This window comes from Mesorhizobium sp. NZP2077, from assembly GCF_013170805.1.
GTDB lineage: Bacteria > Pseudomonadota > Alphaproteobacteria > Rhizobiales > Rhizobiaceae > Mesorhizobium.
In genome coordinates, this window is the sequence record NZ_CP051293.1 from 5304805 (window position 1) to 5326104 (window position 21300).

Annotated in this window: 22 protein-coding genes; 12 read left to right on the plus strand and 10 right to left on the minus strand. The window is 61.9% G+C overall.

The features are described from left to right. Nucleotides 1–207 precede the first annotated feature (207 nt). Nucleotides 208–558 (plus strand): DUF5330 domain-containing protein, encoded by a 351-nt coding sequence (locus HGP13_RS26625; RefSeq protein WP_172230891.1) that lies wholly within the window; start codon nucleotides 208–210, stop codon nucleotides 556–558. 99 nt (nucleotides 559–657) lie between these two features. Continuing rightward, nucleotides 658–1086, plus strand: a complete 429-nt coding sequence (locus HGP13_RS26630) for a SufE family protein (protein ID WP_172230894.1) — start codon at nucleotides 658–660, stop codon at nucleotides 1084–1086. Between the two features lie 89 nt (nucleotides 1087–1175). On the opposite strand, the gene HGP13_RS26635 is transcribed toward HGP13_RS26630, so the two are convergent. Further along, nucleotides 1176–1601, minus strand: coding sequence for a MucR family transcriptional regulator (locus HGP13_RS26635; protein ID WP_172230897.1), 426 nt, complete (start codon nucleotides 1599–1601; stop codon nucleotides 1176–1178). A gap of 467 nt (nucleotides 1602–2068) precedes the next feature. Further along, complete coding sequence (locus HGP13_RS26640) at nucleotides 2069–2410, minus strand: SH3 domain-containing protein (protein WP_172230900.1); 342 nt, start codon at nucleotides 2408–2410, stop codon at nucleotides 2069–2071. Nucleotides 2411–2523: 113 nt separating this feature from the next. Here HGP13_RS26640 and HGP13_RS26645 point away from each other — a divergent pair, with 113 nt between their 5' ends. From HGP13_RS26645 to HGP13_RS26655, 3 genes are all read left to right on the plus strand, one after another. Further along, on the plus strand, nucleotides 2524–4647 hold the full coding sequence (locus tag HGP13_RS26645) for a S9 family peptidase (protein WP_172230903.1): 2124 nt from the start codon (nucleotides 2524–2526) through the stop codon (nucleotides 4645–4647). Then, the gene (locus tag HGP13_RS26650; RefSeq protein WP_172230906.1) at nucleotides 4644–5270 is read left to right on the plus strand and encodes a LysE family translocator; all 627 of its coding nucleotides are present in this window, start codon (nucleotides 4644–4646) and stop codon (nucleotides 5268–5270) included. Before HGP13_RS26645 ends, HGP13_RS26650 begins: the two co-directional genes overlap by 4 nt. A gap of 151 nt (nucleotides 5271–5421) precedes the next feature. Further along, nucleotides 5422–5811, plus strand: a complete 390-nt coding sequence (locus tag HGP13_RS26655; RefSeq protein WP_172230909.1) for an SET domain-containing protein-lysine N-methyltransferase — start codon at nucleotides 5422–5424, stop codon at nucleotides 5809–5811. A gap of 7 nt (nucleotides 5812–5818) precedes the next feature. On the opposite strand, the gene HGP13_RS26660 is transcribed toward HGP13_RS26655, so the two are convergent. From HGP13_RS26660 to HGP13_RS26675, 4 genes are all read right to left on the minus strand, one after another. Continuing rightward, on the minus strand, nucleotides 5819–6766 hold the full coding sequence (locus tag HGP13_RS26660) for a cytochrome c (protein ID WP_172230912.1): 948 nt from the start codon (nucleotides 6764–6766) through the stop codon (nucleotides 5819–5821). A gap of 9 nt (nucleotides 6767–6775) precedes the next feature. After that, the gene (locus tag HGP13_RS26665; protein WP_172230915.1) at nucleotides 6776–7213 is read right to left on the minus strand and encodes a cytochrome c; all 438 of its coding nucleotides are present in this window, start codon (nucleotides 7211–7213) and stop codon (nucleotides 6776–6778) included. Between the two features lie 163 nt (nucleotides 7214–7376). After that, nucleotides 7377–7976 (minus strand): superoxide dismutase, encoded by a 600-nt coding sequence (locus HGP13_RS26670; RefSeq protein ID WP_027053553.1) that lies wholly within the window; start codon nucleotides 7974–7976, stop codon nucleotides 7377–7379. 177 nt (nucleotides 7977–8153) lie between these two features. After that, nucleotides 8154–9032, minus strand: coding sequence for a branched-chain amino acid aminotransferase (locus tag HGP13_RS26675; RefSeq protein WP_172230918.1), 879 nt, complete (start codon nucleotides 9030–9032; stop codon nucleotides 8154–8156). Nucleotides 9033–9187: 155 nt separating this feature from the next. Between HGP13_RS26675 and HGP13_RS26680 the strand changes: the two genes are divergently transcribed. Both HGP13_RS26680 and HGP13_RS26685 read left to right on the plus strand, forming a co-directional pair. After that, nucleotides 9188–9850, plus strand: coding sequence for a haloacid dehalogenase type II (locus HGP13_RS26680; RefSeq protein WP_172230921.1), 663 nt, complete (start codon nucleotides 9188–9190; stop codon nucleotides 9848–9850). Between the two features lie 169 nt (nucleotides 9851–10019). Then, nucleotides 10020–10844 carry a L,D-transpeptidase gene (locus tag HGP13_RS26685; protein ID WP_172230924.1) on the plus strand — a complete coding sequence of 275 codons (825 nt, stop codon included), beginning with the start codon at nucleotides 10020–10022 and terminating at the stop codon, nucleotides 10842–10844. A 92-nt stretch (nucleotides 10845–10936) separates the two neighbouring features. Here HGP13_RS26685 and HGP13_RS26690 read toward each other — a convergent pair whose 3' ends face one another. Next, complete coding sequence (locus HGP13_RS26690; RefSeq protein ID WP_172230926.1) at nucleotides 10937–12484, minus strand: helicase HerA-like C-terminal domain-containing protein; 1548 nt, start codon at nucleotides 12482–12484, stop codon at nucleotides 10937–10939. Between the two features lie 307 nt (nucleotides 12485–12791). Here HGP13_RS26690 and HGP13_RS26695 point away from each other — a divergent pair, with 307 nt between their 5' ends. From HGP13_RS26695 to HGP13_RS26710, 4 genes are all read left to right on the plus strand, one after another. After that, nucleotides 12792–14237, plus strand: coding sequence for a methylmalonyl-CoA mutase subunit beta (locus HGP13_RS26695; RefSeq protein ID WP_172230929.1), 1446 nt, complete (start codon nucleotides 12792–12794; stop codon nucleotides 14235–14237). Beyond that, nucleotides 14234–16354 (plus strand): methylmalonyl-CoA mutase, encoded by a 2121-nt coding sequence (gene scpA, locus HGP13_RS26700; RefSeq protein ID WP_172230932.1) that lies wholly within the window; start codon nucleotides 14234–14236, stop codon nucleotides 16352–16354. Before HGP13_RS26695 ends, scpA begins: the two co-directional genes overlap by 4 nt. A 75-nt stretch (nucleotides 16355–16429) precedes the next feature. After that, nucleotides 16430–16651: an AbrB/MazE/SpoVT family DNA-binding domain-containing protein gene (locus HGP13_RS26705; RefSeq protein WP_140742344.1), complete on the plus strand. Its 222-nt coding sequence runs from the start codon at nucleotides 16430–16432 to the stop codon at nucleotides 16649–16651. Further along, entirely contained in the window at nucleotides 16648–17037 is a 390-nt protein-coding gene (locus tag HGP13_RS26710; protein WP_172230935.1) for a type II toxin-antitoxin system death-on-curing family toxin, read from the plus strand. The genes HGP13_RS26705 and HGP13_RS26710 overlap by 4 nt, the downstream gene beginning before the upstream one ends. On the opposite strand, the gene greA is transcribed toward HGP13_RS26710, so the two are convergent. Next, a complete protein-coding gene (gene greA, locus HGP13_RS26715; RefSeq protein ID WP_172230938.1) occupies nucleotides 17034–17507 on the minus strand; it encodes a transcription elongation factor GreA in 474 nt (157 codons plus the stop codon). The genes HGP13_RS26710 and greA overlap by 4 nt on opposite strands. A gap of 120 nt (nucleotides 17508–17627) precedes the next feature. On the opposite strand from greA, the gene HGP13_RS26720 reads away from it, so the two are divergent. After that, complete coding sequence (locus tag HGP13_RS26720; protein WP_172230940.1) at nucleotides 17628–19004, plus strand: TIGR03808 family TAT-translocated repetitive protein; 1377 nt, start codon at nucleotides 17628–17630, stop codon at nucleotides 19002–19004. Between the two features lie 9 nt (nucleotides 19005–19013). Here HGP13_RS26720 and HGP13_RS26725 read toward each other — a convergent pair whose 3' ends face one another. Both HGP13_RS26725 and HGP13_RS26730 read right to left on the minus strand, forming a co-directional pair. Beyond that, nucleotides 19014–20018: an asparaginase gene (locus tag HGP13_RS26725; protein WP_172230943.1), complete on the minus strand. Its 1005-nt coding sequence runs from the start codon at nucleotides 20016–20018 to the stop codon at nucleotides 19014–19016. Between the two features lie 25 nt (nucleotides 20019–20043). Next, a complete protein-coding gene (locus HGP13_RS26730; protein ID WP_172230946.1) occupies nucleotides 20044–21210 on the minus strand; it encodes an acetyl-CoA acetyltransferase in 1167 nt (388 codons plus the stop codon). Between the last annotated feature and the right edge of the window lie 90 nt (nucleotides 21211–21300).

Genomic DNA, 21300 nt, shown 5'->3' on the forward strand with positions numbered 1-21300 from the left:
CCAGATAAATGGTTATCAGAGCGTAACCAAAATCATCCCGATATGAAACAAATCCATGGCAAAACGCTTCGTTTCGAATTTGCCTAAAATTTGAGGAAAATTCTCGGCGAAGCTGCAAGCCGTCCTTCGTGCCTGTGTGCCAACATCCTGCCCATAAAAGAGGTCATGCTGTATGATGCATGATCCGGTCACGACGAGAGGCAAGGCATGTTCTTCCTGATAAGAATGGCTTTCTGGTTTTCACTGGTGCTGCTGGCGCTGCCGCTGAGCGTCGGTTCCGACGAGCCGGGGCAGGACAGCGTTGGGCCGATCCAGGCCCTGTTCGCTGCCCGTGACGCGGTGGGCGACATTGCCGGCATCTGCGAACGCAAGCCCGATGTCTGCGAAACCGGCAAGTCGGCGATGCACACCATCACCGCACGCGCCAAGGAGACCGCCAAGATCGCAGCCGCCATGCTGGACGACAAGTCCGCCGGCCCCGACACCTCGACAATGACGGGCAGCGTGCCGCAAGAGATTGTCCTGCCCGAGACCGTCAACCTGCCGATGAAGAATTAAGCCGTCTCGACGGCGCACCGCGGGCCGTTGCCCTCTCGACGCCCGCGGTGTCCTTGTTTTTTCCGTGACGTGGCACCGCTGCATGACTATATCCGGGTCATGACGACCACGATCCGGACGATCCGCGACGATTTTTCGTTCCTCGACGAATGGGAAGACCGCTACCGCTATGTGATCGAACTGGGCGAGGCGCTGCCGCCTTTTCCCGATGAGGACCGCAATGCAGCCAACAAGGTGCCGGGCTGCGTCAGCCAGGTCTGGCTGACCACCGAACGGGGACCAGGCAGCGATCCGGTCATTAGCTTCACGGGCGATTCGGACGCCCATATCGTGCGCGGCCTGGTGGCGATCATGCTGGCGCTGTTTTCCGGAAGGACCGCCAGCGAGATCCAGAAAACCGATGCGGAAGCGACGCTGAAGGAACTCGGCCTGGACGAGCACCTGTCGCCCCAACGCGCCAACGGTCTTCGCTCGATGGTCAAGCGCATCAAGCGCGATGCCGAGATGGCGCTCGCGCAGACCGCCTAACTTCGGCCGGCACAGTCCTGTCACGTCCCCAAAATCAAACGGCGCCCGAAGGCGCCGTTGATGTCGGTTCGACTTGACGGAGCAGGCGACTACCGCGCCTTGCGCTTGCGGCCGAGGCCCATCTTCTTGGCGAGCTGCGAGCGCGCTGCCGCATAGTTCGGGGCAACCATCGGATAGCTCGGGTCGAGATTCCACTTTTCGCGATACTGGTCCGGCGTCAGATCATAGTGGGTCATCAGATGACGCTTGAGCGACTTGAACTTCTTGCCGTCTTCAAGACAGACAATGTAGTCGTCATGAACCGAGCGCTTCGGGTTGACAGCCGGCTTCTGCTTTTCGGCAGGGGGCTGTTCGGCGGTTCCGCCCACACGCCCGAGAGCGGCATGGACATCTGATATGAGGTTCGGCAGTTCGCCGACCGGCACGGGATTGTTGCTGACATAAGCGGCCACCACATCGGCAGTCAGCTCGATCAGCGCGTCAGCGTTTCTGGAAGGTGTTTCGACAATATCCATGGTCTTCAGGCCCCAACAAGAGTTACGTGGTCTGCGCCCTTTTTTACAGGCAGGGCATTGCACGAAATTTGAGCAGGTAGAGTTTCTGCGATTCGTGTCTCTGGCACATCAATGCGACCATAGAGCAAGTAAGTCAATTCGCTCTTTGCATTATATTTGGAAACGTTGATCAACTATTCGGCAATCAGCTTCAAACTTTCGTGCATCATGTAATTTTTCGATATTTCGCCCGCGAAACCGGGGACGCCTGACGTGACGTCAGCTGATCGTTACATTCGCGATAACTCACAAAGGAGATTTCAATGCTCTGGTTTGCTTTGCCATCAAGTCGACAATCTTGGTTGTTCACATCTGTCCACAAAACCACAGGTTGCCGCTCATCTTTTTCGCAGGCAACCAGGCGACATGCCGTCTCAGGACAAACCGCTCGTGTTGGATCAATACCGGGTGATGTACTTGCTATAGGCCTAGCCGGTGACGAAGGCGCCGTTCTTGGCCGGGTCATGCCAGACCTCGCACCAGCGATAGCGAACCGTCTGCCGCTGCTTCCATGCCGGTTGATTGGCTATCTCGAGCACGTTTATGCCGCCGGTGCAGCGTCCGGTGATCTGCAGGACGGTCCCGTTCGGGTGCGCGGCCTGCTTCTGCGATGTGCCGGAGGGATACTTACGCACGTTGAGCGTGTCGCCGAACGGCACATTGGCCACTTGCCAAGCCGCGAATACGGTCGCATGAGACTGGCCGGCAAAGACCAGAGTTAGCGAAGCAGCGGCGAAAGTCGCAGCAATCCGAGATCGAACAGTCGTCATCTTTCCTCCAAACTCATCTCATGGAGCCGGCACCAGCTCTAGGCTGCGGCCCTTGAACCCTCCCTGATTAGCGTATTCATTCGCCATTCAAGATATTTCCCAAGCGAGACGCAATGACCAAGACTCCCCGATTTCCGATCGTCAGCCCGCCGACACCCGAGAAGCGGCCGGTTTTCGACACGCATCACGGCATCACGCGAACCGATGAATATGCCTGGCTGCGGGCCGACAACTGGCAGGAGATGTTCAGGGACCCTTCCCTGCTCGATGCGGGCATCCGTGCCGAACTCGAAGCCGAGAATGCCTACCAGTCGAAGCTGATGGCCGACACTTCAGATCTGCGGACACAGCTTTTCAAGGAGATGAAGGCCCGCATCAAGGAAGACGATTCTTCCGTTCCGATGAAAGACGGACCCTATGCTTATGGTTCTTCCTTCAAGCTCGGCGGCGAGCAGCCGCGCTATTTCCGCATGCCGCGCGACGGCGGAGCCGAGCAGATCCTGCTCGACGGTGACCTCGAGGCGGAGGGCAAGGCCTATTTCCGGCTTGGCGGCGTCGATCATTCGGCCGACCATCGCAAGTTGCTGTGGGCCTTCGACGACAAGGGCTCCGAGTTCTACACGCTGCGCGTGCGCGACCTTGCCGACGGCAAGGAACTCGCGGACCAGATTCCCGCCACCGGCGGTTCGGGCGTGTGGGACGCGGGCAATGACGGGTTCTTCTACACGCGTCTCGACCCCAACCACCGGCCGTCGAAGGTGCTGTTCCACGCATTGGGACAAGACCCTGAAAACGACCGCCTGATTTATGAGGAAAGCGATCCCGGGTTCTTCATGAATGTCGACGGTACCCGCAACAACCAATGGATCATGATCGGCATCAACGATCACGAGACCTCGGAATACCGCCTGTTGAGCGCCAGCGACCCGTTTGCCGAACCCAGATTGGTTTGCGCGCGCGAGATCGGCCTGCAATATGAGTTGGAGGAAGGCGGCGACATATTCTTCATCCTGACCAATGCCGACGGCGCCAAGGACTTCAAGATCATGACGGCGCCGGCATACGATCCGGTCCGCGCCAACTGGCAGGAACTGGTGGCGCATGAACCGGGCCGGCTGATCCTGTCGGTGATCGGCTTCAAGGACCATATGGTGCGGCTCGAACGCAAGGAGGGCCTGCCGCGCATCGTCGTGCGCGACCGCACCAGCGGTGAAGAGCATCTTCTATCTCTCGATGAGGAGGCTTTCTCGCTCGGGCTGTCGGGTTCCTATGAATACGACACCGAGATCATGCGCTTTTCCTATTCGTCGATGACGACGCCGGCGCAGGTGTTCGACTACAATATGCGCACCCGCGAGCGTGTATTGCTGAAGACCCAGGAAGTGCCATCCGGCCATGATGCGGAGCATTATGTCACCAGGCGGCTGATGGCGCCCGCTGCCGATGGTGAACTGGTGCCGATCTCGCTGCTGCACCATCGCGACACACCGCTCGATGGATCAGCACCGTGCCTGCTCTATGGTTACGGCTCCTACGGCATCACCGTGCCGGCAGCCTTCAACACCAACTGCCTGTCACTGGTCGACCGCGGCTTCGTCTACGCCATCGCTCACGTCCGTGGCGGCAAGGACAAGGGCTACGGCTGGTACGATGACGGCAAGCGGGAGCACAAGATGAACACCTTCACGGATTTCATCGCCTGTGCGCGCCACCTTGCGGCGGAGCGCTATACCGCGCATGACCGCATGGTCGCGCAAGGCGGCTCGGCCGGTGGCATGCTGATGGGCGCCATCGCCAACATGGCGCCGCAGTGTTTTGGCGGCATCGTCGCCGAGGTTCCGTTCGTCGACGTTCTAACCACGATGCTCGACGCGACCCTACCTCTGACGCCGCCGGAATGGCCGGAATGGGGCAATCCGATCGCGTCCGCCGACGACTACCGGACGATCGCCGCCTACTCGCCTTACGACAATGTCGCCGCGCTCGACTATCCGCCGATCCTGGCGCTTGCCGGCCTCACCGATCCGCGCGTCACCTATTGGGAACCGGCCAAATGGGTGGCGCGGCTGCGCGACCGCAAGAGCGGCGACAATCCGGTGCTGTTCAAAATCAACATGGACTCGGGTCACGCCGGTGCGTCGGGCCGGTTCTCAAGACTTGAGGAGATCGCCTATACCTACTCCTTCGCGCTGAAGGTGACGGGAAAGGCGCAGCGTGCCGAGGAACCCCTCCGATGATCGATCTGTCGACATTGATAGCCTACCTCGCGTTCGTGCTCGGCTTCGTCTTTATTCCGGGTCCGGCCACGCTGCTGACAATCGCCCGAGCAACGAGTTCGGGAACGAAGGTCGGGATCGCAACCGGTGCCGGGATCGCGGCCGGCGACATGTTTCACACTGTCATGGCGATGGTCGGCATCTCGGCGATCATCGCCACGTCGGCGACGCTGTTCAGTATCGTAAAGTACATCGGCGCGGCCTACCTCGTTTACCTCGGCATTCGCGCGATCATCGAGAACACGCCGGCCGATCCCACAGCCGGCGCGCTCGCGATCCCTGCCGGCAAGGCGTTTCGGCTGGCTGTCCTGACCGAGGTACTCAACCCCAAGACCGCGCTGTTCTTCCTCGCATTCCTGCCTCAGTTCGTGCGGCCCGAAAACGGATCGGTGATACTTCAATTGGCCGCATTGGGAATTGTTTTCGTCGCGCTGGGCCTTTTCAGCACGATCATCTTTGCAGTGAGCGCCGGCCGGCTCGGCAGTTTCCTGCGCCGAAACCCGACAGTGCTGAAATGGCAGGGTAAGGTGGTCGGCGGCATTTACTGCGCCCTGGGCGTCCGCCTGGCCCTGCAGCAACGCTGACAGCGGCCGGCGCGCATTATCCGGCAGGCATGATGATCATGACTTTTTGAATTCCGCATCGCTCATTCCGCTCGCAATTGCGACGCCCGCGCGCTACCCAAAGCACGATTTTCTTGGGGCAACAAAGCCCACGCTCGCACAAGGGTCCATTATGCTGCTGGTCGACGTCTATCTCGACAAATCGCCCATCCAGGGCATCGGTGTCTTTGCCAAGAACCACATTGCCAAGGGCACGCTGGTCTGGAAGCTCGACCCCCGGTTCGACCGGATCATCGATGTCGAGACCTATGAGAGCGAGACAGGGCCGGTGAAGAACTATCTCGACCGTTATTCCTATCCCGACCGGCGCGACCCGGCCTATATCGTCTTCGAAGCAGACGACGCCCGCTACATGAACCATGAGGACGAGCCGAATTGCGATGTCTCGTCGCCCGAGGAAACCTACGCCTTGCGCGACATCGGTCCGGGCGAGGAGATGACCTGCAACTACAATCTTTTCTTCGAGACGGGCTTCGATTTCCTCGGCGACCGACACCTGTGATCGATAATTAGCTCGCCGGCTTGCGTGCGGGATAACCGTTCGGGTGCGGCGGTACTGCCTTGAGATAGGCGGCGATGGCCGCCCGGTCCCCTGAAGTCAGCTCGGCCATGTTCCGCTGCACGTCGACCATCGCGCCACCGACGGAATCGAAATTCGGCGTGAAGCCGCTTTCGAGATAGTTGGCGATATCGTCCGCCGACCAACCGCCGATCCCTCGCTCGCCCGATGTGATGTTCGGCACGATGCCGCTGCCTTCGGCGGCGGTTGCGCCCGCCAACCACTCGCTTTTTTTGATGCCGCCCGCAAAGTCACGCGGCGTGTGGCATTCGCCGCAGTGGCCTGGCCCTTCGACCAGATAACGACCGGCCATCACTGGATCAGGCGAACCTTGCGGGAACGAAACAACCGGCTGATCGCTGAGATAGAGGAGCTTCCATAGGCCGATGCCGCGACGGATGTTGAACGGGAAGGCCAGCGAATTGCCCGGCGCCTTGCCGGTGACCGCCGGCAGCGTCTTGAGGAAGGCATAGAGATCAGCGATATCGGTTGGGTTCATGCGTGCGTAGGAGGCATAGGGAAACGCCGGGTAGAAGTGCTCGCCCGAGGGCGACACGCCCTTCAGCATGGCGTTGGCGAGATCCTCGACCGACCACGAGCCGATGCCGTCCTTGGGATCTTGCGAAATGTTGGGCGGGACAAAGGTACCGAACGGCGTCTTGAGTTCGAGGCCGCCGACCAGCTGAAGCCGCGCATCACCCTGCGATCCCGGCTTTGCATGGCAGGACGCACAGCCGCCGGCATAGAAGATCCGCTTGCCCTTGGCCGCATCACCTGGCCCTAGCTTGGCCAGGGTCGCATTGTCGAGCCTGGCCGGCGCCGACAGGACCCACCCGGCGACCGCGCCGACGCCGCCCAAGATGACGACGGCCCCGACGAGTTTTTTTTGCCAGGGCATCACCGGCTATCAGCCTTTTTTCACCCGGTAGGTCTGGTGGCAGGTGCCGCAATCGCCACCAAGGGTGTTGATCTGCGCCTTCAGCGCATCAACGTCGGCGGGAGCAGCAGCGGTCGCGGCCTTGACGTCGGCGAGATATTTGTCCTCGGTAGCCTTGAAGCCAGCCATGTCTTCCCAGATCTTCGGACCCGCCGTGGTATCGCCGGCATCGCTGCCTTTCGGGAACAACGCGTCGACATCGAGCTTCTCGGCATTTGCCTGCAACGCCTGGAGTTGTGTCAGCACGGCGGCGGCATCAAAGGGATCATCGCCCTTGGCCACTTTCGCCAAGCCGCCGACGATCTTTCCGCGCTCCTTCATCAGAGCCTGCCGGTCGAGGATCGGATCGGCAAAGGCGGCCGAGCCGGCGACGGCAAGCATTGAGATGGCGATGACAAGCTTTCTCATTCATTTGGCTCCATGATGAAGGCATTTCAGGACGGGACGTTAACGGAAGCGGCGAGCGGATTATTCCCTTTGCCCGGACGATTTTCGCCGAGCCTTCGCAGCCACCGACATTAATCCAGAAAAAGAAAAGCCCCGGGATTGCCGGGGCCTTTCTGACGATCGATCACTTCGCCTTTTCGTAGAGTTCCAGCACATGATCCCAGTTGATCAGGCTGTCGACGAACGCCTCGAGATATTTCGGGCGGGCGTTGCGGTAGTCGATGTAATAGGAGTGCTCCCAGACGTCGACGCCGAGGATCGGCGAGGCGCCATGGACAAGCGGGTTCTCGCCGTTTGGGGTCTTTGAGATCGCCAGCTTGCCGTCCTTGACCGAAACCCAGGCCCAGCCCGAACCGAACTGCGTCGTGCCGGCGGCGATGAAATCGGCCTTGAACTTGTCGTAGCCGCCGAGATCGCTGTCGACCGCCTTCTGCAGCGCGCCAGGCAGCTTGTTGCCGCCGCCGCCCTTCTTCATCCACTTCCAGAAATGGATGTGGTTGTAGTGCTGGGCTGCATTGTTGAAGAGGCCGGCATTCTTGCCGAACGACTGTTTGACCACCTCTTCGACCGACAGGTCGCCCATGCCGGCTTCCGCGGCCAGCTTGTTGCCGTTGTCGACATAGGCCTTATGGTGCTTGTCGTGGTGATACTCCAGCGTCTCTTTCGACATGTAGGGCTGCAAGGCCTCATAGTCGTAGGGCAGAGCGGGCAATTCGAAAGCCATGGGTAGTACTCCCTCGTGGAAAAATCCGGTGTGGATACCGGATTAAGATAGGACTGGATTGAGCTGGGACAACTCCGGAAGTGAAGCGCCGGTTCCCTTTCTAAGCGGGTTCTGGAAAACTGTCACACGGTTTTCCCGTGACGAACCGCGCAGCGACAAAAAGGCCGGGCCGGCGCGTCAGCCAGCCGACGTCGAATGCGCCCAGTCCCAATAGAGCTCGCGCGCCTTCTTTGCCACCGGCCCGGGTTGCAGATTGCGATCCTCTATGCGCGTAATCGGCACCACCTTGGAATGGTTGCCGGTTGAAAAGATCTCGTCCGCTTCGAGGAAATCGCGCACCGACAGCGTCTTTTCCGTCGTCTTGAAACCGTACTCGCCGAGCAGCGTCATTGTGCGCGAGCGGGTGATGCCGGACAGGAAGGTGCCGTTCGGCGCCGGCGTCAGCACGTGGCTATCCTTGACCAGGAAGATGTTGGAGCTTCCAGTCTCGGCGACATTGCCCAGCATATCCAGCACCAGCGCATTGTCGAAGCCGCGCATCTTGGCTTCGAGGATGGCGCGGCCATTGTTGGGATAGAGGCAACCTGCCTTGGCATTGGTCGGCATGGTTTCGATCGTCGGACGTCGGAACGGCGACACGGTCACTGAAAACCCGGTTGGCGAGATCATCGGCGATTCGTAGAGGCAGAGGCAGAAACGGGTCGAAGCCGGATCGGCCGGCACGCCCATATAGCCGCCATGCTCGGCCCAGTACATCGGCCTGATATAGACCGCCGTCTTGCCGTCGAACTTCTTCAATCCATCCCAGGTCAGCCCGACGATCTGTTCGGGCGACATGTTCGGCTTGAGGCCGAGAGCGATCGCCGAGGCGTTCACCCGCCTGGCATGGAGGTCGAGGTCGGGCGCCACGCCCTCGAACCAGCGCGCGCCGTCGAACACGCTGGTGCCGAGCCACATGGCGTGGCTGCGTGGCCCCAGAATGGCGACGTTGCCCTCGTACCAGTCGCCGTCGACGAAAGTCCATGTCGCGGATTGCGCCGCTGCCGCCAGTGTCATCGCGTTGTCCCGTTCCGATCAATCTTGTGTGACAACATTGGATGATGCTTTGGCCGCTGCCGTCAACGGGCATCGGGGAGTTTTGTTGAGGCCAGCGACTGGCGCGATGCAATCAAGGCTTGCACCTTGCCCCGCCTCGCCTCAAAACTGTCGACATGCAATACGCCGCCTATGTTTTCGACGCCTACGGCACGCTGTTCGACGTGCATGCCGCCGTGCGCCGCCATGCCGATCAGATCGGACCGGATGGCCAGTTGCTGTCCGAAATCTGGCGCGCCAAGCAGCTCGAATATTCCTGGGTGCGCACGCTGATGGGCGCCTATGCCGACTTCTGGCAACTAACCGAACAGGCGCTCGACTTCGCCCTGCGCAAGGTCCCGTCCGCCGATCCAAACCTCAAGGCCAAGCTGCTGGAAGCCTATTGGCGGCTGGATTGCTACCCGGAAGTGCCGGCCGTGCTGAAGGCGCTGAAGGCCTCGGGAGCCAGGCTGGCGATCCTCTCCAACGGTTCGCCCGAAATGCTGGAAGCGGCGGTCAAATCCGCCGCGCTCGACCAGGTCCTGGACGACATCTATTCGGTCGATGCGGTGCGGCGTTTCAAGACCGATCCGGCGGTCTACGATATGGTCGCCACCGGCTGGCGCCTCTATCCCGGCGCGGTGTCCTTCCAGTCCTCCAACCGCTGGGACATCGCAGGCGCCACCAAATTCGGCTTCCGCACGGTGTGGATCAACCGCTCCAACCAGCCCGAGGAATACCGGGACTTCCCGCCGGCCCTGATCCTGCCGACCCTCGAAGCTTTGGTGTCAGCCAGCTAGGGCTGTGGCCCTGGCGCCACAGTGGCGATGCAGTCACAGCTTCGCCTTTGTTTGTCCACGTTCGGGCCAGAATCGGAACCGCCTATCGTCTCAGGTGTTGTCAGGCACCTCGTAACAACGGTCGGCGAATTCACGCTTTGTTGCGATTTCCGACCTAAAGAAGGCAATCATGTCCAATACCGAAATCGAATCCTTTCGCCTGAGCCGTCGCGGCTTCCTCAATGCCGCTGCACTGGGCGCCGCCTCGATTGCGGTTTCCGCATGCGCCACCACCGGGCCTGGACCGATCCAGCCGCCACCGCCGACTTATGTTGAACCGCCTCTGCCTGACTACGCGACGATGTATGCGGCCGTCAGCGACGGCGGTTTCGACCTTCCCGCCATACCGTTCGAAAGAATTGATCCGCAGTACCTGCGCCAGATCGTACCCGATCCGACGGGGCAGAAGCCTGGCACCATCGTCGTCGATACGACCGGACATCATCTCTATCTGGTGCGACCGGGCGGCCAGGCGATCCGCTATGGTGTCGGCCTCGGGCGCGCCGGCTTCGAATGGTCTGGCGATGCCGTCGTCCAGTGGAAGCAGAAGTGGCCGAAATGGACGCCGCCGGATGAAATGATCGCCCGGCAGCCGGAATTGAAGCCATACAGCGCCGACAATGGCGGCATGCCCGGCGGGCTGAAGAACCCGCTCGGTGCGCGCGCACTCTATCTTTTCCAGGGCAACGTCGACACGCTCTACCGCCTGCACGGTTCGCCGGAATGGAAATCGATCGGCAAGTCGGTTTCATCAGGCTGCGTTCGTTTCATGAACCAGGACATCATCGATCTCTATGATCGCGTGCCCCAGAAGACGCCGGTCATCGTGACCGCTGACATCGGTCAGGCAATGGCGGCGACGGCCAATCGCAAGGCTATCCCGATCGATTCCGGCGTGCCGGACGGATCGGTCCTGCTCGGACCTGTCAAGGCAGTAACGGACGCGATCTTCTGAGTTGGCCGCCTACGGAAATGCTTAGCGCCACGCGTTCAAGGGATCGCGCGGCGCTGTAAGGCAGTACAGGCTTTGCTGCCTTGGCATAAATCTCAGCGGCCTCGCGCCAGGCTGCCCAAAATCCCGCGCACGATCGCGCGTCCGACCGATGAGCCGACCGAACGCACCACCGACTTGATCGCGGCCTCCGCCACCGTCTGGCGATTGGAGGGGCGCGGCGCCGGGGCGCGGCGGCCACCCGACTGCGGCGGCGGATCGTCATTGCCAAAACCCGGAATGGTCCAGCGCGAGCCGCCGGTGCCCGCCTGCTGCGCCTGCGCTTCGGCGTCCTGCGCCTCCTTGGCTTTCTTCTGCAGCATCTCGAAGGCCGATTCGCGGTCGATGACCTCGTCGTACTGGCCGGTGACGGGGCTTTCCGCGATCAGCTTTTGCCGCTCGGCGGGGGTTATGGGTCCAAGCCGCGACGACGGCGGACGGATCAAGGTGCGTTGAACCATGGACGGAATGCCTTTGTCCTCCAGCGCCGAGACCAGCGCTTCGCCGGTGGCGAGCTGGGTGATGGCGACAGCGCAGTCGAAATCGGGATTGGGACGGAACGTTTCCGCCGCCGTCCTCACCGCCTGCTGCTCACGCGGCGTATAGGCGCGCAACGCGTGCTGAACGCGATTGCCGAGCTGGGCCAACACCTTTTCAGGAATATCCAGGGGGTTCTGCGTGACGAAATAGACGCCAACGCCTTTCGAGCGGATCAGGCGGACGACTTGTTCGACCCGATCGATCAACACCTTCGGCGCTTCGTCGAACAGAAGATGCGCCTCGTCGAAGAAGAACACCAGCTTCGGCTTGTTGGGGTCGCCGACTTCCGGCAACACCTCGAAGAGTTCCGACATCAGCCAGAGCAGGAAGGTCGCGTAGAGCCGCGGGTTCATCATCAGCTTGTCGGCGGCGAGCACGCTGATGGCGCCGCGCCCGTCCCGGGTGGTGCGCATGATGTCGGAGATCCGCAGTGCCGGCTCGCCGAAGAAATGCACCGCACCTTGCTGCTCCAGCACCAGCAGCGTGCGCTGGATAGCTCCCACGGAAGGTTTGGTCACATTGCCGTAGCGCGAGCCGAGCTCGTCAGCACGCTCGGCGATGTTGGCGAGCAGCGCCTGAAGATCCTTCATGTCGAGCAGCAGCAGGCCTTCCTCGTCGGCCAGGCGGAAGGCGATGTTCACGATGCCTTCCTGCGCCTCGGTGAGGTTCATCAGACGCGACAACAGCAGCGGCCCCATCTCAGAGACGGTGGCGCGGATCGGATGACCCTGCTCGCCGAACAGATCCCAGAAGATGACCGGGAATTCCTGAAAGTCGTAGGGATCGAGCTTGACCTGCGCGGCCCGTTTGACCAGGAAATCCTGCGCCGTGCCCATCATGGAAATGCCGGACAGGTCGCCCTTGATGTCGGCGCAGAACACCGGCACGCCGGCATTTGAAAACCCTTCGGCCAAGACCTGCAAGGTGACGGTCTTGCCGGTGCCGGTGGCACCGGTCACCAGGCCATGGCGATTCCCATATTGCAGCAACAGCTGCTCGGCACGCTGATAGCTGTCGTCGGGCTTGCGGCTGGCGCCGATGAAAATACTGGTGTCGTCAGCCATATGTCGGGTCTCCGCAAACTAATGTGTCAAAAAGCCAGCCTTTGCCCGAAGGTATAGTTAGGCCGTTGCACAGCCACAAGCCGATCATCCAAATCGGGCCGATCATCCAAATCGGGCCAATCGCCGAAATCGGATTTTTCGAACTTGCGGATTTTGCTGGTGTTTGGCAATCGTCCATGGTTCGTCCATGCAAGCCGCCCTATATCTGGCGGATCGCATTCGGACCCTGGACGTGCATTGCGATAACCGGTCGGGGACCGTAGACTAAACCGCCCGGCTGATGCGGCCACATAAACGAGGAAGATGGATGGGCGCCGGAGCCTTGACCAAGGATGATGCTGAACCTGTGAACGCGGAGCGCCAGCGTTGGCTGGCCTTGGCGGAAAAGGCGCTGGCGGGTGCATCCTTCGAGGAAAAGCTGGTCTCGCATACCGACGACAACATCCGCATCGAGCCCCTCTACGACCGCGCAACCGGGACTGAGCCGATCGTGCGCGCGAATCCCCGATCGCCCTGGATCGTCAGCCAGCGCGTCGACGACCCTGATATCGATCGCGCCAAGGCCCAGGTGCTTGAGGATATCGCGCAGGGCGCGACGGGATTGTCGCTCGTCTTCGAAGGCGCCCCGAACGCATTCGGCTATGGCCTGCCGAGGACGGCACAGGCGCTGGAGACGGTGCTGGAGGGCGTGCCCCTCAACCGGGTCCAGATCCGCATCGATACCCATCCCTGGAGCCGCCCCATGGCCGATTGGCTGGTGGCGTTCCTGAGCAAGCGCCGCTCCGATCCGGCGAAGCTCAACCTCTCCTTCGGCATCGACCCGGCGGCGATCCTTGCCGGCACCGGCCGGCTGCGCATGTCGATCGAGGCGCTGCAGGAATCGATGCCGCAATCCTTGGCGCATTTCTTCTCGATGGGTGTTCCGGGCGTGCTGTTGGAGGCGGACGGTCGCGTCTTCCACAATGCCGGCGCCACGGAGGCGCAAGAGCTCGGCATCATGCTGGCTTCGGCGGTCTCGTATCTCAGAATGTTCGAGAAGGCGCGGCAGCCGCTCGTCTATGCAGCACCTCACATCGGCTTCGCGCTCAGCGTCGACCAGGACCAGTTCCTGTCGATGGCCAAGGTGCGGGCGCTGCGCAGGTTGTGGGCACGGGTGCAAGAAGCCTGCTCGATCCCCAACTCGACGGCCAACATCCATGCCGAGACATCATTCCGGATGATGACGGCACTGGACCCGGAAACCAACATACTGCGCACGACGATCGGCTGCTTCGCTGCGGCCGCGGGGGGAGCCGATTCGATCTCCATCCTGCCGCATACGATCGCGCACGGCCTGCCGGCGGCTTTTGGCCGCCGCGTCGCGCGCAATTCGCAGCTGATCATGGCCAATGAAAGCCATGTCGATCACGTCGCCGATCCCGCCTATGGGTCCGGCGCGGTCGAAACGCTGACGTCAGACCTTTGCGAAGCCGCCTGGGCGGAGTTGCAAACGATCGAAGCCGAAGGGGGCGTATTATCCAGCCTTCGGGACGGACACATCCAGAAACGCGTTCGCGCTGCCGCCGCTCGTCGCAACGCCGCCTTCAAGGCCGGTGAGCGAGCCATCATCGGCACCACGCTCTATCCGCAGAAGAGCGAGCGTCCGGTCGAGACACTGGATGCGGAGCAGCGGCCCGCCTTCACCGAAGGCGTCGTCCTGTGCGAACCGTTGTTTCCGGCCCGCATCGACCAATCCATCGGGGCCGCCTCTTGATCCCGGATTTCAGTCAGATCGGCTGGGTGCCGCCACGCCGCGCGCCGGTCGAGGTCAAGGGCCAGCGGGCGACGCCGGAGGGGCTTGTCGTCAAACATCTCTACAATCAGGGCGACCTCAAGGGCCTGCCCCATCTCGACACCTATCCAGGCCTGCCGCCCTTCGTGCGCGGCCCCTACCCGACCATGTATGTCCAGCAGCCCTGGACGATCCGGCAATATGCCGGTTTCTCCACGGCCGAGGAGTCCAATGCCTTTTACCGGCGCAATCTTGCAGCCGGCCAGAAAGGCCTGTCCGTCGCCTTCGATCTCGCCACGCATCGCGGCTATGACAGCGACCATCCACGCGTCGCCGGCGATGTCGGCATGGCCGGCGTCGCCATCGATTCCATCCTCGACATGCGGCAATTGTTCGACGGCATTCCGCTCGGCGACATGACGGTGTCGATGACGATGAACGGCGCGGTGCTGCCGATCATGGCGCTCTACATCGTCGCGGCGGAAGAACAGGGCGTTGCGCAAAAGGATCTGGCCGGGACCATTCAGAACGACATTCTGAAGGAGTTCATGGTCCGCAACACCTACATCTATCCGCCAAAGCCCTCGATGCGGATCGTTTCGGACATCTTCTCCTACACGTCGAAGAACATGCCGAAATTCAATTCCATATCGATCTCCGGCTACCATATGCAAGAGGCCGGTGCGACGGCCGATCTGGAACTCGCTTATACGATCGCCGACGGCATCGAATATGCCCGCGCCGGTGTCGCGGCGGGGCTCGATATCGACCGTTTCGCGCCGCGCCTGTCGTTCTTCTGGGCGATCGGCATGAACTTCTTCATGGAAGTTGCCAAGCTCAGGGCCGCGCGCCTGCTGTGGGCGACCCTGATGAAGAAGAATTTTGCGCCGAAGGACGAGCGTTCGCTGTCGCTGCGCACCCATTGCCAGACGTCCGGCTGGTCGCTGACGGCGCAGGATCCCTACAACAACATCATCCGGACCATGATCGAGGCGATGGCGGCCACTCAAGGGCATACCCAGTCGCTGCACACCAACTCCTTCGACGAGGCGATGGCGCTGCCGACCGACCATTCGGCGCGCATTGCCCGCAACACGCAGCTCATCCTGCAGAAGGAATCCGGCACCACGCGCATCATCGATCCGTGGGGCGGCTCTGCCTATCTCGAACGGCTCACTCATGATCTGGCAGCGCGCGCGGTTGCCCACATCGAGGAAGTCGAGGCGCTCGGCGGCATGGCGGCGGCCACTGAACAAGGCATTCCGAAGCTGCGCATCGAGGAAGCCGCGGCGCGCACGCAGGCACGCATCGATTCCGGCGAGCAGATGCTGGTCGGCGTCAACGCGCATCGCCCCGAGAACGACATCGAAGTCGACGTGCTGAAGATCGACAATGCCGAGGTCAGGGCCCGGCAATTGTCGAAGCTGCAGCGGCTGAAGGGCACGCGCGAGGTCGCCGCCGTGGAAAGCGCGCTCGATGCGCTGACCCGTGCCGCGCAAGGCAATGAGAACCTGCTGGAATTCGCCATCCGCGCCGCGCGCGCCAATGCGACAGTCGGCGAGATCTCGTTTGCGCTCGAAAAAGCCTTTGGCCGCCACGTGGCTACGGTCCAGACCATTTCCGGCGTCTACCGCAAGGCGCTTGGCGACAATCCGGTGGTCGACGGGCTGCAGGATAAGCTCGCTGCATTCGAGAAGAAAAACGGCGGCAAGCCGCGCATCCTCGTTGCCAAGATGGGACAGGACGGCCACGACCGTGGGCAGAAGGTGATCGCCACCGCCTTCGCCGATCTCGGCTTCGACGTCACCGTCGGCGCGATGTTCCAGACGCCGGAAGAAATCGCGAAACTGGCGGTCCAGCATGACGTCCATATCATCGGCGCCTCATCGCTGGCGGCAGGGCACCTGACGCTGATCCCCGAATTGCGCGATGCGCTGAAAAAGCTCGGCCGAGGCGACATGCTGATCGTTGCCGGCGGCGTCATCCCGCCCCAGGACTATGAGGCGGTGCTGCAAGCCGGCGCAGCGGAAATCTTCCCGCCGGGGACGGTTATTCCGGAAGCGGCGGACCGGTTGATGGAACGGCTGCTGTCGACCTAATAGACCTGTTATAATCCTTGTTGCAACATGCCGTCGATCGAGTTATAATTGGCGTTGCAACAGGATAAATCCGTCATGAACACGACCATTCGCAAGATCGGCAATTCCGAAGGTGTGATCCTGCCGAAGGAACTGCTTGAACGTCTGAATATGAAGACGGGTGATCAGCTTCAGATCGTCGAAACGGACAAGGGCATTGCCCTTGAGCCGGTGGACGACAGTTTCGAGCGGCAGATGGAAGCGGCCCGCAAGGTCATGGACAAGTACAAGGTCGCGCTTCAGAAGCTCGCAGAATGAGCTGGGAGTTTCTGTCGCGTCGCGCAGTCGAAGCGATGCATGCCGAGCAACTGCGCAGGCATGGCGGAGCACAGGGCTTGAGAGATGAGAACGCTCTTGAATCGGCGCTCGCCCGTGCGGAGAACAAGGCTAACTATGAAGACCCTTCGGTTGAGGATCTTGCAGCCGCCTATGTCTTTGGCATTGCCAGGAATCATGCCTTTGTCGACGGGAACAAACGGACTGCCATCGTTGCCGCCGGCGCATTTTTGATCGTGAACGGCCATGCCTTAGTAGCCGACAACGGCACGCTTTACGAATTCGTTGTGGCCGTCGCATCAGGGGAAATTGATGAAGCGGGTGCCGCAGCTTTTTTCCGCGATCATGTCGTCAAGCTTGAAGACTAATTGTCCGACAGCTTGACGATTTCCCATTCCTTGCCGTTGACCGTGACGACGTCGCCGACCTTCTTGCCGAACAGAGCCACGGCCATCGGCGAGACATGCGAAATACTGCCCTTCGACGGGTCAGCCTCGTCCTCGCCGACGATCTTCCAGTGCACCTTCTTGCCGTCATCGCCTTGCAGCGTGACACCCATGCCGAAGCGGACGACATCGCTGTCGGGCTCCGGCACCGAAAGCTCGGCGTTTTCGCGCCGGGCCGTCCAGTAGCGCAGGTCGCGCGACACGACCGCAATGCGCTCGCGGTCGGCTTTCCGTTCGGCTTTCGCCAGAATGTCGCGCAGATCGGCCAGATTGTCCTCGATCTGCGCCAGGCCGCGCTCGGTCACCAGGTTACGGTGCGTGCTGATCGGCCGCTCGCCGACGCCGGCGATGGCATTTTCGCTGTCTTCTTCGCGGGTGAAAGCTCTGCTCATCCCCTGAACCTAGGCCTCGAGTGGGTGCTCGACAAGTCATTGTCGATACGTCGTGAAGCGGAACAGAGCGTCTGGCACGATTCCTGCGGTGTTACGGTTGAACACTGGGATTCTGTGCCGATGTTGAACAGGCGAACACTGCTGACCGGAACCGCCGGCTTTGCCGTCATGGGTCTTGCGCTCGGCAAGGCGGCGGCCGCCAGCCTGGCTGGTATCGAGAAAGCCTCGATGCGCGGCTCGATCAACGCCACTGAACTTGGCGTGCAACCCGGCACCTTCGACGACCAGAGCAAGGCCTTCGCCAAGCTGCTGCGTGAGACGAACGATCGCGACATACCGGTGTTCCTGCCGGCGGGCACCTATGTGGTCTCCAACCTCTCGCTACCCAGCCGCGTGCGTCTTTCCGGCGTGCCGGGTGCAACGCGGATCGTCTATGGCGGCGATGGCCACCTCTTCATGACCGAACAGGCCGACCATATCGAACTGAGCGGGCTGGTCTTCGACGGCTCGAACCGCTCGATGGGCGACTATGCGCAAGGGCTGCTCGATCTGCGCCGGGTCGCGCATCTCGTGGTCGACAATTGCCAGATAACCGGTAGCGGCAAGAATGGACTTGCCTTGGAACACGCGGCAGGCCGCATCGAACGCTCCGACATATCGGGCGCGGCGGACGCCGGCATCTATTCGGTCGAGGCAGCTGGATTGGCGATCACAGGCAACACCGTCTCCGACTGCGCCAATGGCGGCATCCTCGTGCATCGCTGGCAAGCGGCGGAGGACGGCACCATGGTCACGGGCAACCGCGTCGAACGCATCGGCGCGCGCAGCGGCGGAACCGGCCAGAACGGCAATGGCATCAACGCCTTCCGCGCCGGCAACGTTGTTATCTCGGGCAATGTCGTTTCGGACTGCGCTTTTTCGGCGATCCGCGCCAACAGCTCGAGCAATTTGCAAATTTCAGGCAACACCTGCTCGCGCTCGGGCGAGACCGCGGTCTATTCCGAATTCTCCTTCGAGGGTGCCGTCATCAGCAACAACATCGTTGACGGCGCGGCCAACGGCATCTCGATCGTCAACTTCAACGAAGGCGGCCGCATGGGTGTCTGCTCAGGCAACATCGTGCGCAATCTGTCGACCAGCGGCCCCTACACTGCCGATCCGCCCGGCTTCGGCGTCGGCATTGCCGTCGAAGCCGACACCATCGCTTCCAACAACGTCATCGAGAACGCGCCGCTCTACGGCATGTCGATCGGCTGGGGGCCGTATCTGCGCAATGTGGTGGCCACGGGCAACATCATCCGCAAGGCAGGCACTGGCATTGTCGTCAGCGTGGTCGAGGGTGCCGGCACCGCCGTCATCTCCGACAACGTCATCGACGGCGCGCTGAACGGCGCCGTCATCGGCCAGCGCTGGGCCGAGCCGGTGACAGCAGACCTCACCCAGTCAAGCAATAGCGGCTTTTCGCATCTGACGGTTGAGCGCAACCGCGTCAGCTGAGAGCAATTTTCAATTCAAGGCTGGCGTCGGCCTCAGCGCCCCGACCTTGGCGCCGATCCGGCTTTCGATCGGGGCGTTCGCCAGTTCGAGCAGCTTCGCCGCCACGGCCTCGTCGGCACGCAGCAGCCTGGCAAGGACGGCGGCAGCCATGGCCTCGCCGGCGCGGCCGGCACCATCATCGCATTTGATCGCTATGCCGAGGCCAAGTTCCGGTATAGCGCTGCAGTGGACACCTTCGGCGCCGCCTTTTGCAAAGATCCGGCCAGGCGCTGCTTCCATCAAAGCGACATCGGCGCGGCCGGTGCCAGCGACGAAAAAGGGCTCTGCCATGCAGGCCGCAAACAGACGCTTCGCCGCCTTGGCCCGCTCTGGACCAAAACCTGATGTCGTCGCCATACGGGCAAAGCCGAGCGCGAAACTCCTCAGCGGCACTGCATAGGTCGGGATCGAGCAGCCATCGGTCGCCCGCTCATCCGGGCCATGGACAGCGCCGGTGACCGCCTGCATGGCGTCACGCACCATTTCCTGCAAGGCGTGCCCCGCCTTGACGTAGCCGCGGTGCTCAATGCCCGAGTGGACGCAGGTGCAGAGGAAGCCGGAGTGCTTGCCGGAGCAATTGTTGTGCAACGCGTTCGGCGAACCGCCGGTACGAGCAAGCGCGATCTCCGCGTCATGGTTTGAGGGCCAATGCGCGCCGCATTCGAGCGCCGAGCCGTCCAACCCGGCCCTGGCCAGCATGGATCGCGCCAGTTCGACATGCGCCGGCTCGCCCGAATGTGAGGCGCAGGCCAACGCCAGTTCGCGGTTGCCGAAGCCATAGGCATCGGCAGCACCGGTTTCGACCAGCGGCAGAGCCTGGATCGCCTTGACCGCGGAGCGCGGAAACACCGGCTTCGCGGTATCGCCGATCTCCAGGACCGGCTTGCCGTCGGCATCGAAGACCGCGACGGCACCGCGATGCACGCTCTCGACGATCGCGCCGCGCAGAACCTCGATCAGAACCGGATTTGACATATCACCTCCCGTATATGCGGGCGGTTTACCTGATCCGGTCGAGAATGGAAACGTAGTTGGCGACGGCCGCACCACCCATGTTGAAGATGCCGCCGAGCTTTGCGGCCGGCACCTGGATGCCGCCGGCCTCGCCGACAAGCTGCATGGCGGTCAAGACATGCATGGAGACACCGGTGGCGCCGATCGGATGGCCCTTGGCCTTCAGCCCGCCGGAGGGATTGACCGGCAGGCGGCCGTCCTTGGCCGTCGTGCCGTCCAGCGCCAGTCTGGCGCCCTCGCCGGGCTTCGCCAGCCCCATCGCCTCGTACTCGATCAGTTCGGCGATGGTGAAGCAGTCATGCGTCTCGACGAAGGACAGATCGTCGAGCGTCACGCCGGCGTTCTTCAGCGCCTTGCCCCAAGCCTGCTCGCAACCTTCGAAGGACAGGATGTCGCGCTTCGACATCGGCAGGAAATCCTGCACATGCTCGTTGGCGCGGAAGGCGACGGCGCGGCGCATCTTTAGCGCCGTCCCGGTGTCGGCAAGGATAAGGGCGGCGGCGCCGTCGGAGACCAGCGAACAATCGGTGCGCTTCAGCGGGCCAGCGACGAAGGGGTTCTTCTCGCTCTCCTGGCGGCAGAATTCGTAGCCGAAATCCTTGCGCATCTGCGCATAGGGATTATCGACGCCGTTCTTATGGTTCTTGGCGGCGATCATGGCGAGCGCATCCGACTGGTCGCCATAGCGCTGAAAATAGGCCTGCGCGATCTTGCCGAAGACGCCGGCGAAGCCTGCGGGCGTCTCGCCATCCTCCGGCAGATAGGACGCTTTCAGCAGGTTCTTGCCGATCTCTGGCCCGGGCGTCGTCGTCATCTGCTCGGCGCCGACCACCAGCACGACGCGGGCGGCGTTTGCATCGATGGCGCGGATGCCTTGCCGGACCGCCGCCGATCCCGTGGCGCAGGCGTTCTCGACGCGTGTCGCTGGCTTGAAGCGCAGCCGGTCGTCGGCCTGAAGCACCAGGCTGGCGGTGAAATCCTGCGCCGAAAAGCCAGCGTTGAAATGACCGAGCACGATCTCGTCGACCTCGTCCGGGCCAATGCCGGCATGGTCGAGCGCATCCGTCGCCACCTTGACGATGAGGCTTTCGAGCGTCTCGCCTTCGAGCTTGCCGAAGCGCGAATGCGCCCAGCCAACGATGCATGCGGTCATGGCGGTCTCCATCCTTGGCGCCAGCCTAGCCTATGGGCTCATGACGCAATTCGCCGTTATTGTTCAAGTATAAACATTCTTGCCCGAGCC

Coding starts and splice junctions, on each gene's coding strand:
- HGP13_RS26625 (WP_172230891.1), top strand. CDS start 208: ATGTTCTTCCTGATAAGAATGGCTTTCTGGTTTTCACTGGTGCTGCTG.
- HGP13_RS26630 (WP_172230894.1), top strand. CDS start 658: ATGACGACCACGATCCGGACGATCCGCGACGATTTTTCGTTCCTCGAC.
- HGP13_RS26635 (WP_172230897.1), bottom strand. CDS start 1,601: ATGGATATTGTCGAAACACCTTCCAGAAACGCTGACGCGCTGATCGAG.
- HGP13_RS26640 (WP_172230900.1), bottom strand. CDS start 2,410: ATGACGACTGTTCGATCTCGGATTGCTGCGACTTTCGCCGCTGCTTCG.
- HGP13_RS26645 (WP_172230903.1), top strand. CDS start 2,524: ATGACCAAGACTCCCCGATTTCCGATCGTCAGCCCGCCGACACCCGAG.
- HGP13_RS26650 (WP_172230906.1), top strand. CDS start 4,644: ATGATCGATCTGTCGACATTGATAGCCTACCTCGCGTTCGTGCTCGGC.
- HGP13_RS26655 (WP_172230909.1), top strand. CDS start 5,422: ATGCTGCTGGTCGACGTCTATCTCGACAAATCGCCCATCCAGGGCATC.
- HGP13_RS26660 (WP_172230912.1), bottom strand. CDS start 6,766: ATGCCCTGGCAAAAAAAACTCGTCGGGGCCGTCGTCATCTTGGGCGGC.
- HGP13_RS26665 (WP_172230915.1), bottom strand. CDS start 7,213: ATGAGAAAGCTTGTCATCGCCATCTCAATGCTTGCCGTCGCCGGCTCG.
- HGP13_RS26670 (WP_027053553.1), bottom strand. CDS start 7,976: ATGGCTTTCGAATTGCCCGCTCTGCCCTACGACTATGAGGCCTTGCAG.
- HGP13_RS26675 (WP_172230918.1), bottom strand. CDS start 9,032: ATGACACTGGCGGCAGCGGCGCAATCCGCGACATGGACTTTCGTCGAC.
- HGP13_RS26680 (WP_172230921.1), top strand. CDS start 9,188: ATGCAATACGCCGCCTATGTTTTCGACGCCTACGGCACGCTGTTCGAC.
- HGP13_RS26685 (WP_172230924.1), top strand. CDS start 10,020: ATGTCCAATACCGAAATCGAATCCTTTCGCCTGAGCCGTCGCGGCTTC.
- HGP13_RS26690 (WP_172230926.1), bottom strand. CDS start 12,484: ATGGCTGACGACACCAGTATTTTCATCGGCGCCAGCCGCAAGCCCGAC.
- HGP13_RS26695 (WP_172230929.1), top strand. CDS start 12,792: ATGGGCGCCGGAGCCTTGACCAAGGATGATGCTGAACCTGTGAACGCG.
- HGP13_RS26705 (WP_140742344.1), top strand. CDS start 16,430: ATGAACACGACCATTCGCAAGATCGGCAATTCCGAAGGTGTGATCCTG.
- HGP13_RS26710 (WP_172230935.1), top strand. CDS start 16,648: ATGAGCTGGGAGTTTCTGTCGCGTCGCGCAGTCGAAGCGATGCATGCC.
- greA (WP_172230938.1), bottom strand. CDS start 17,507: ATGAGCAGAGCTTTCACCCGCGAAGAAGACAGCGAAAATGCCATCGCC.
- HGP13_RS26720 (WP_172230940.1), top strand. CDS start 17,628: ATGTTGAACAGGCGAACACTGCTGACCGGAACCGCCGGCTTTGCCGTC.
- HGP13_RS26725 (WP_172230943.1), bottom strand. CDS start 20,018: ATGTCAAATCCGGTTCTGATCGAGGTTCTGCGCGGCGCGATCGTCGAG.
- HGP13_RS26730 (WP_172230946.1), bottom strand. CDS start 21,210: ATGACCGCATGCATCGTTGGCTGGGCGCATTCGCGCTTCGGCAAGCTC.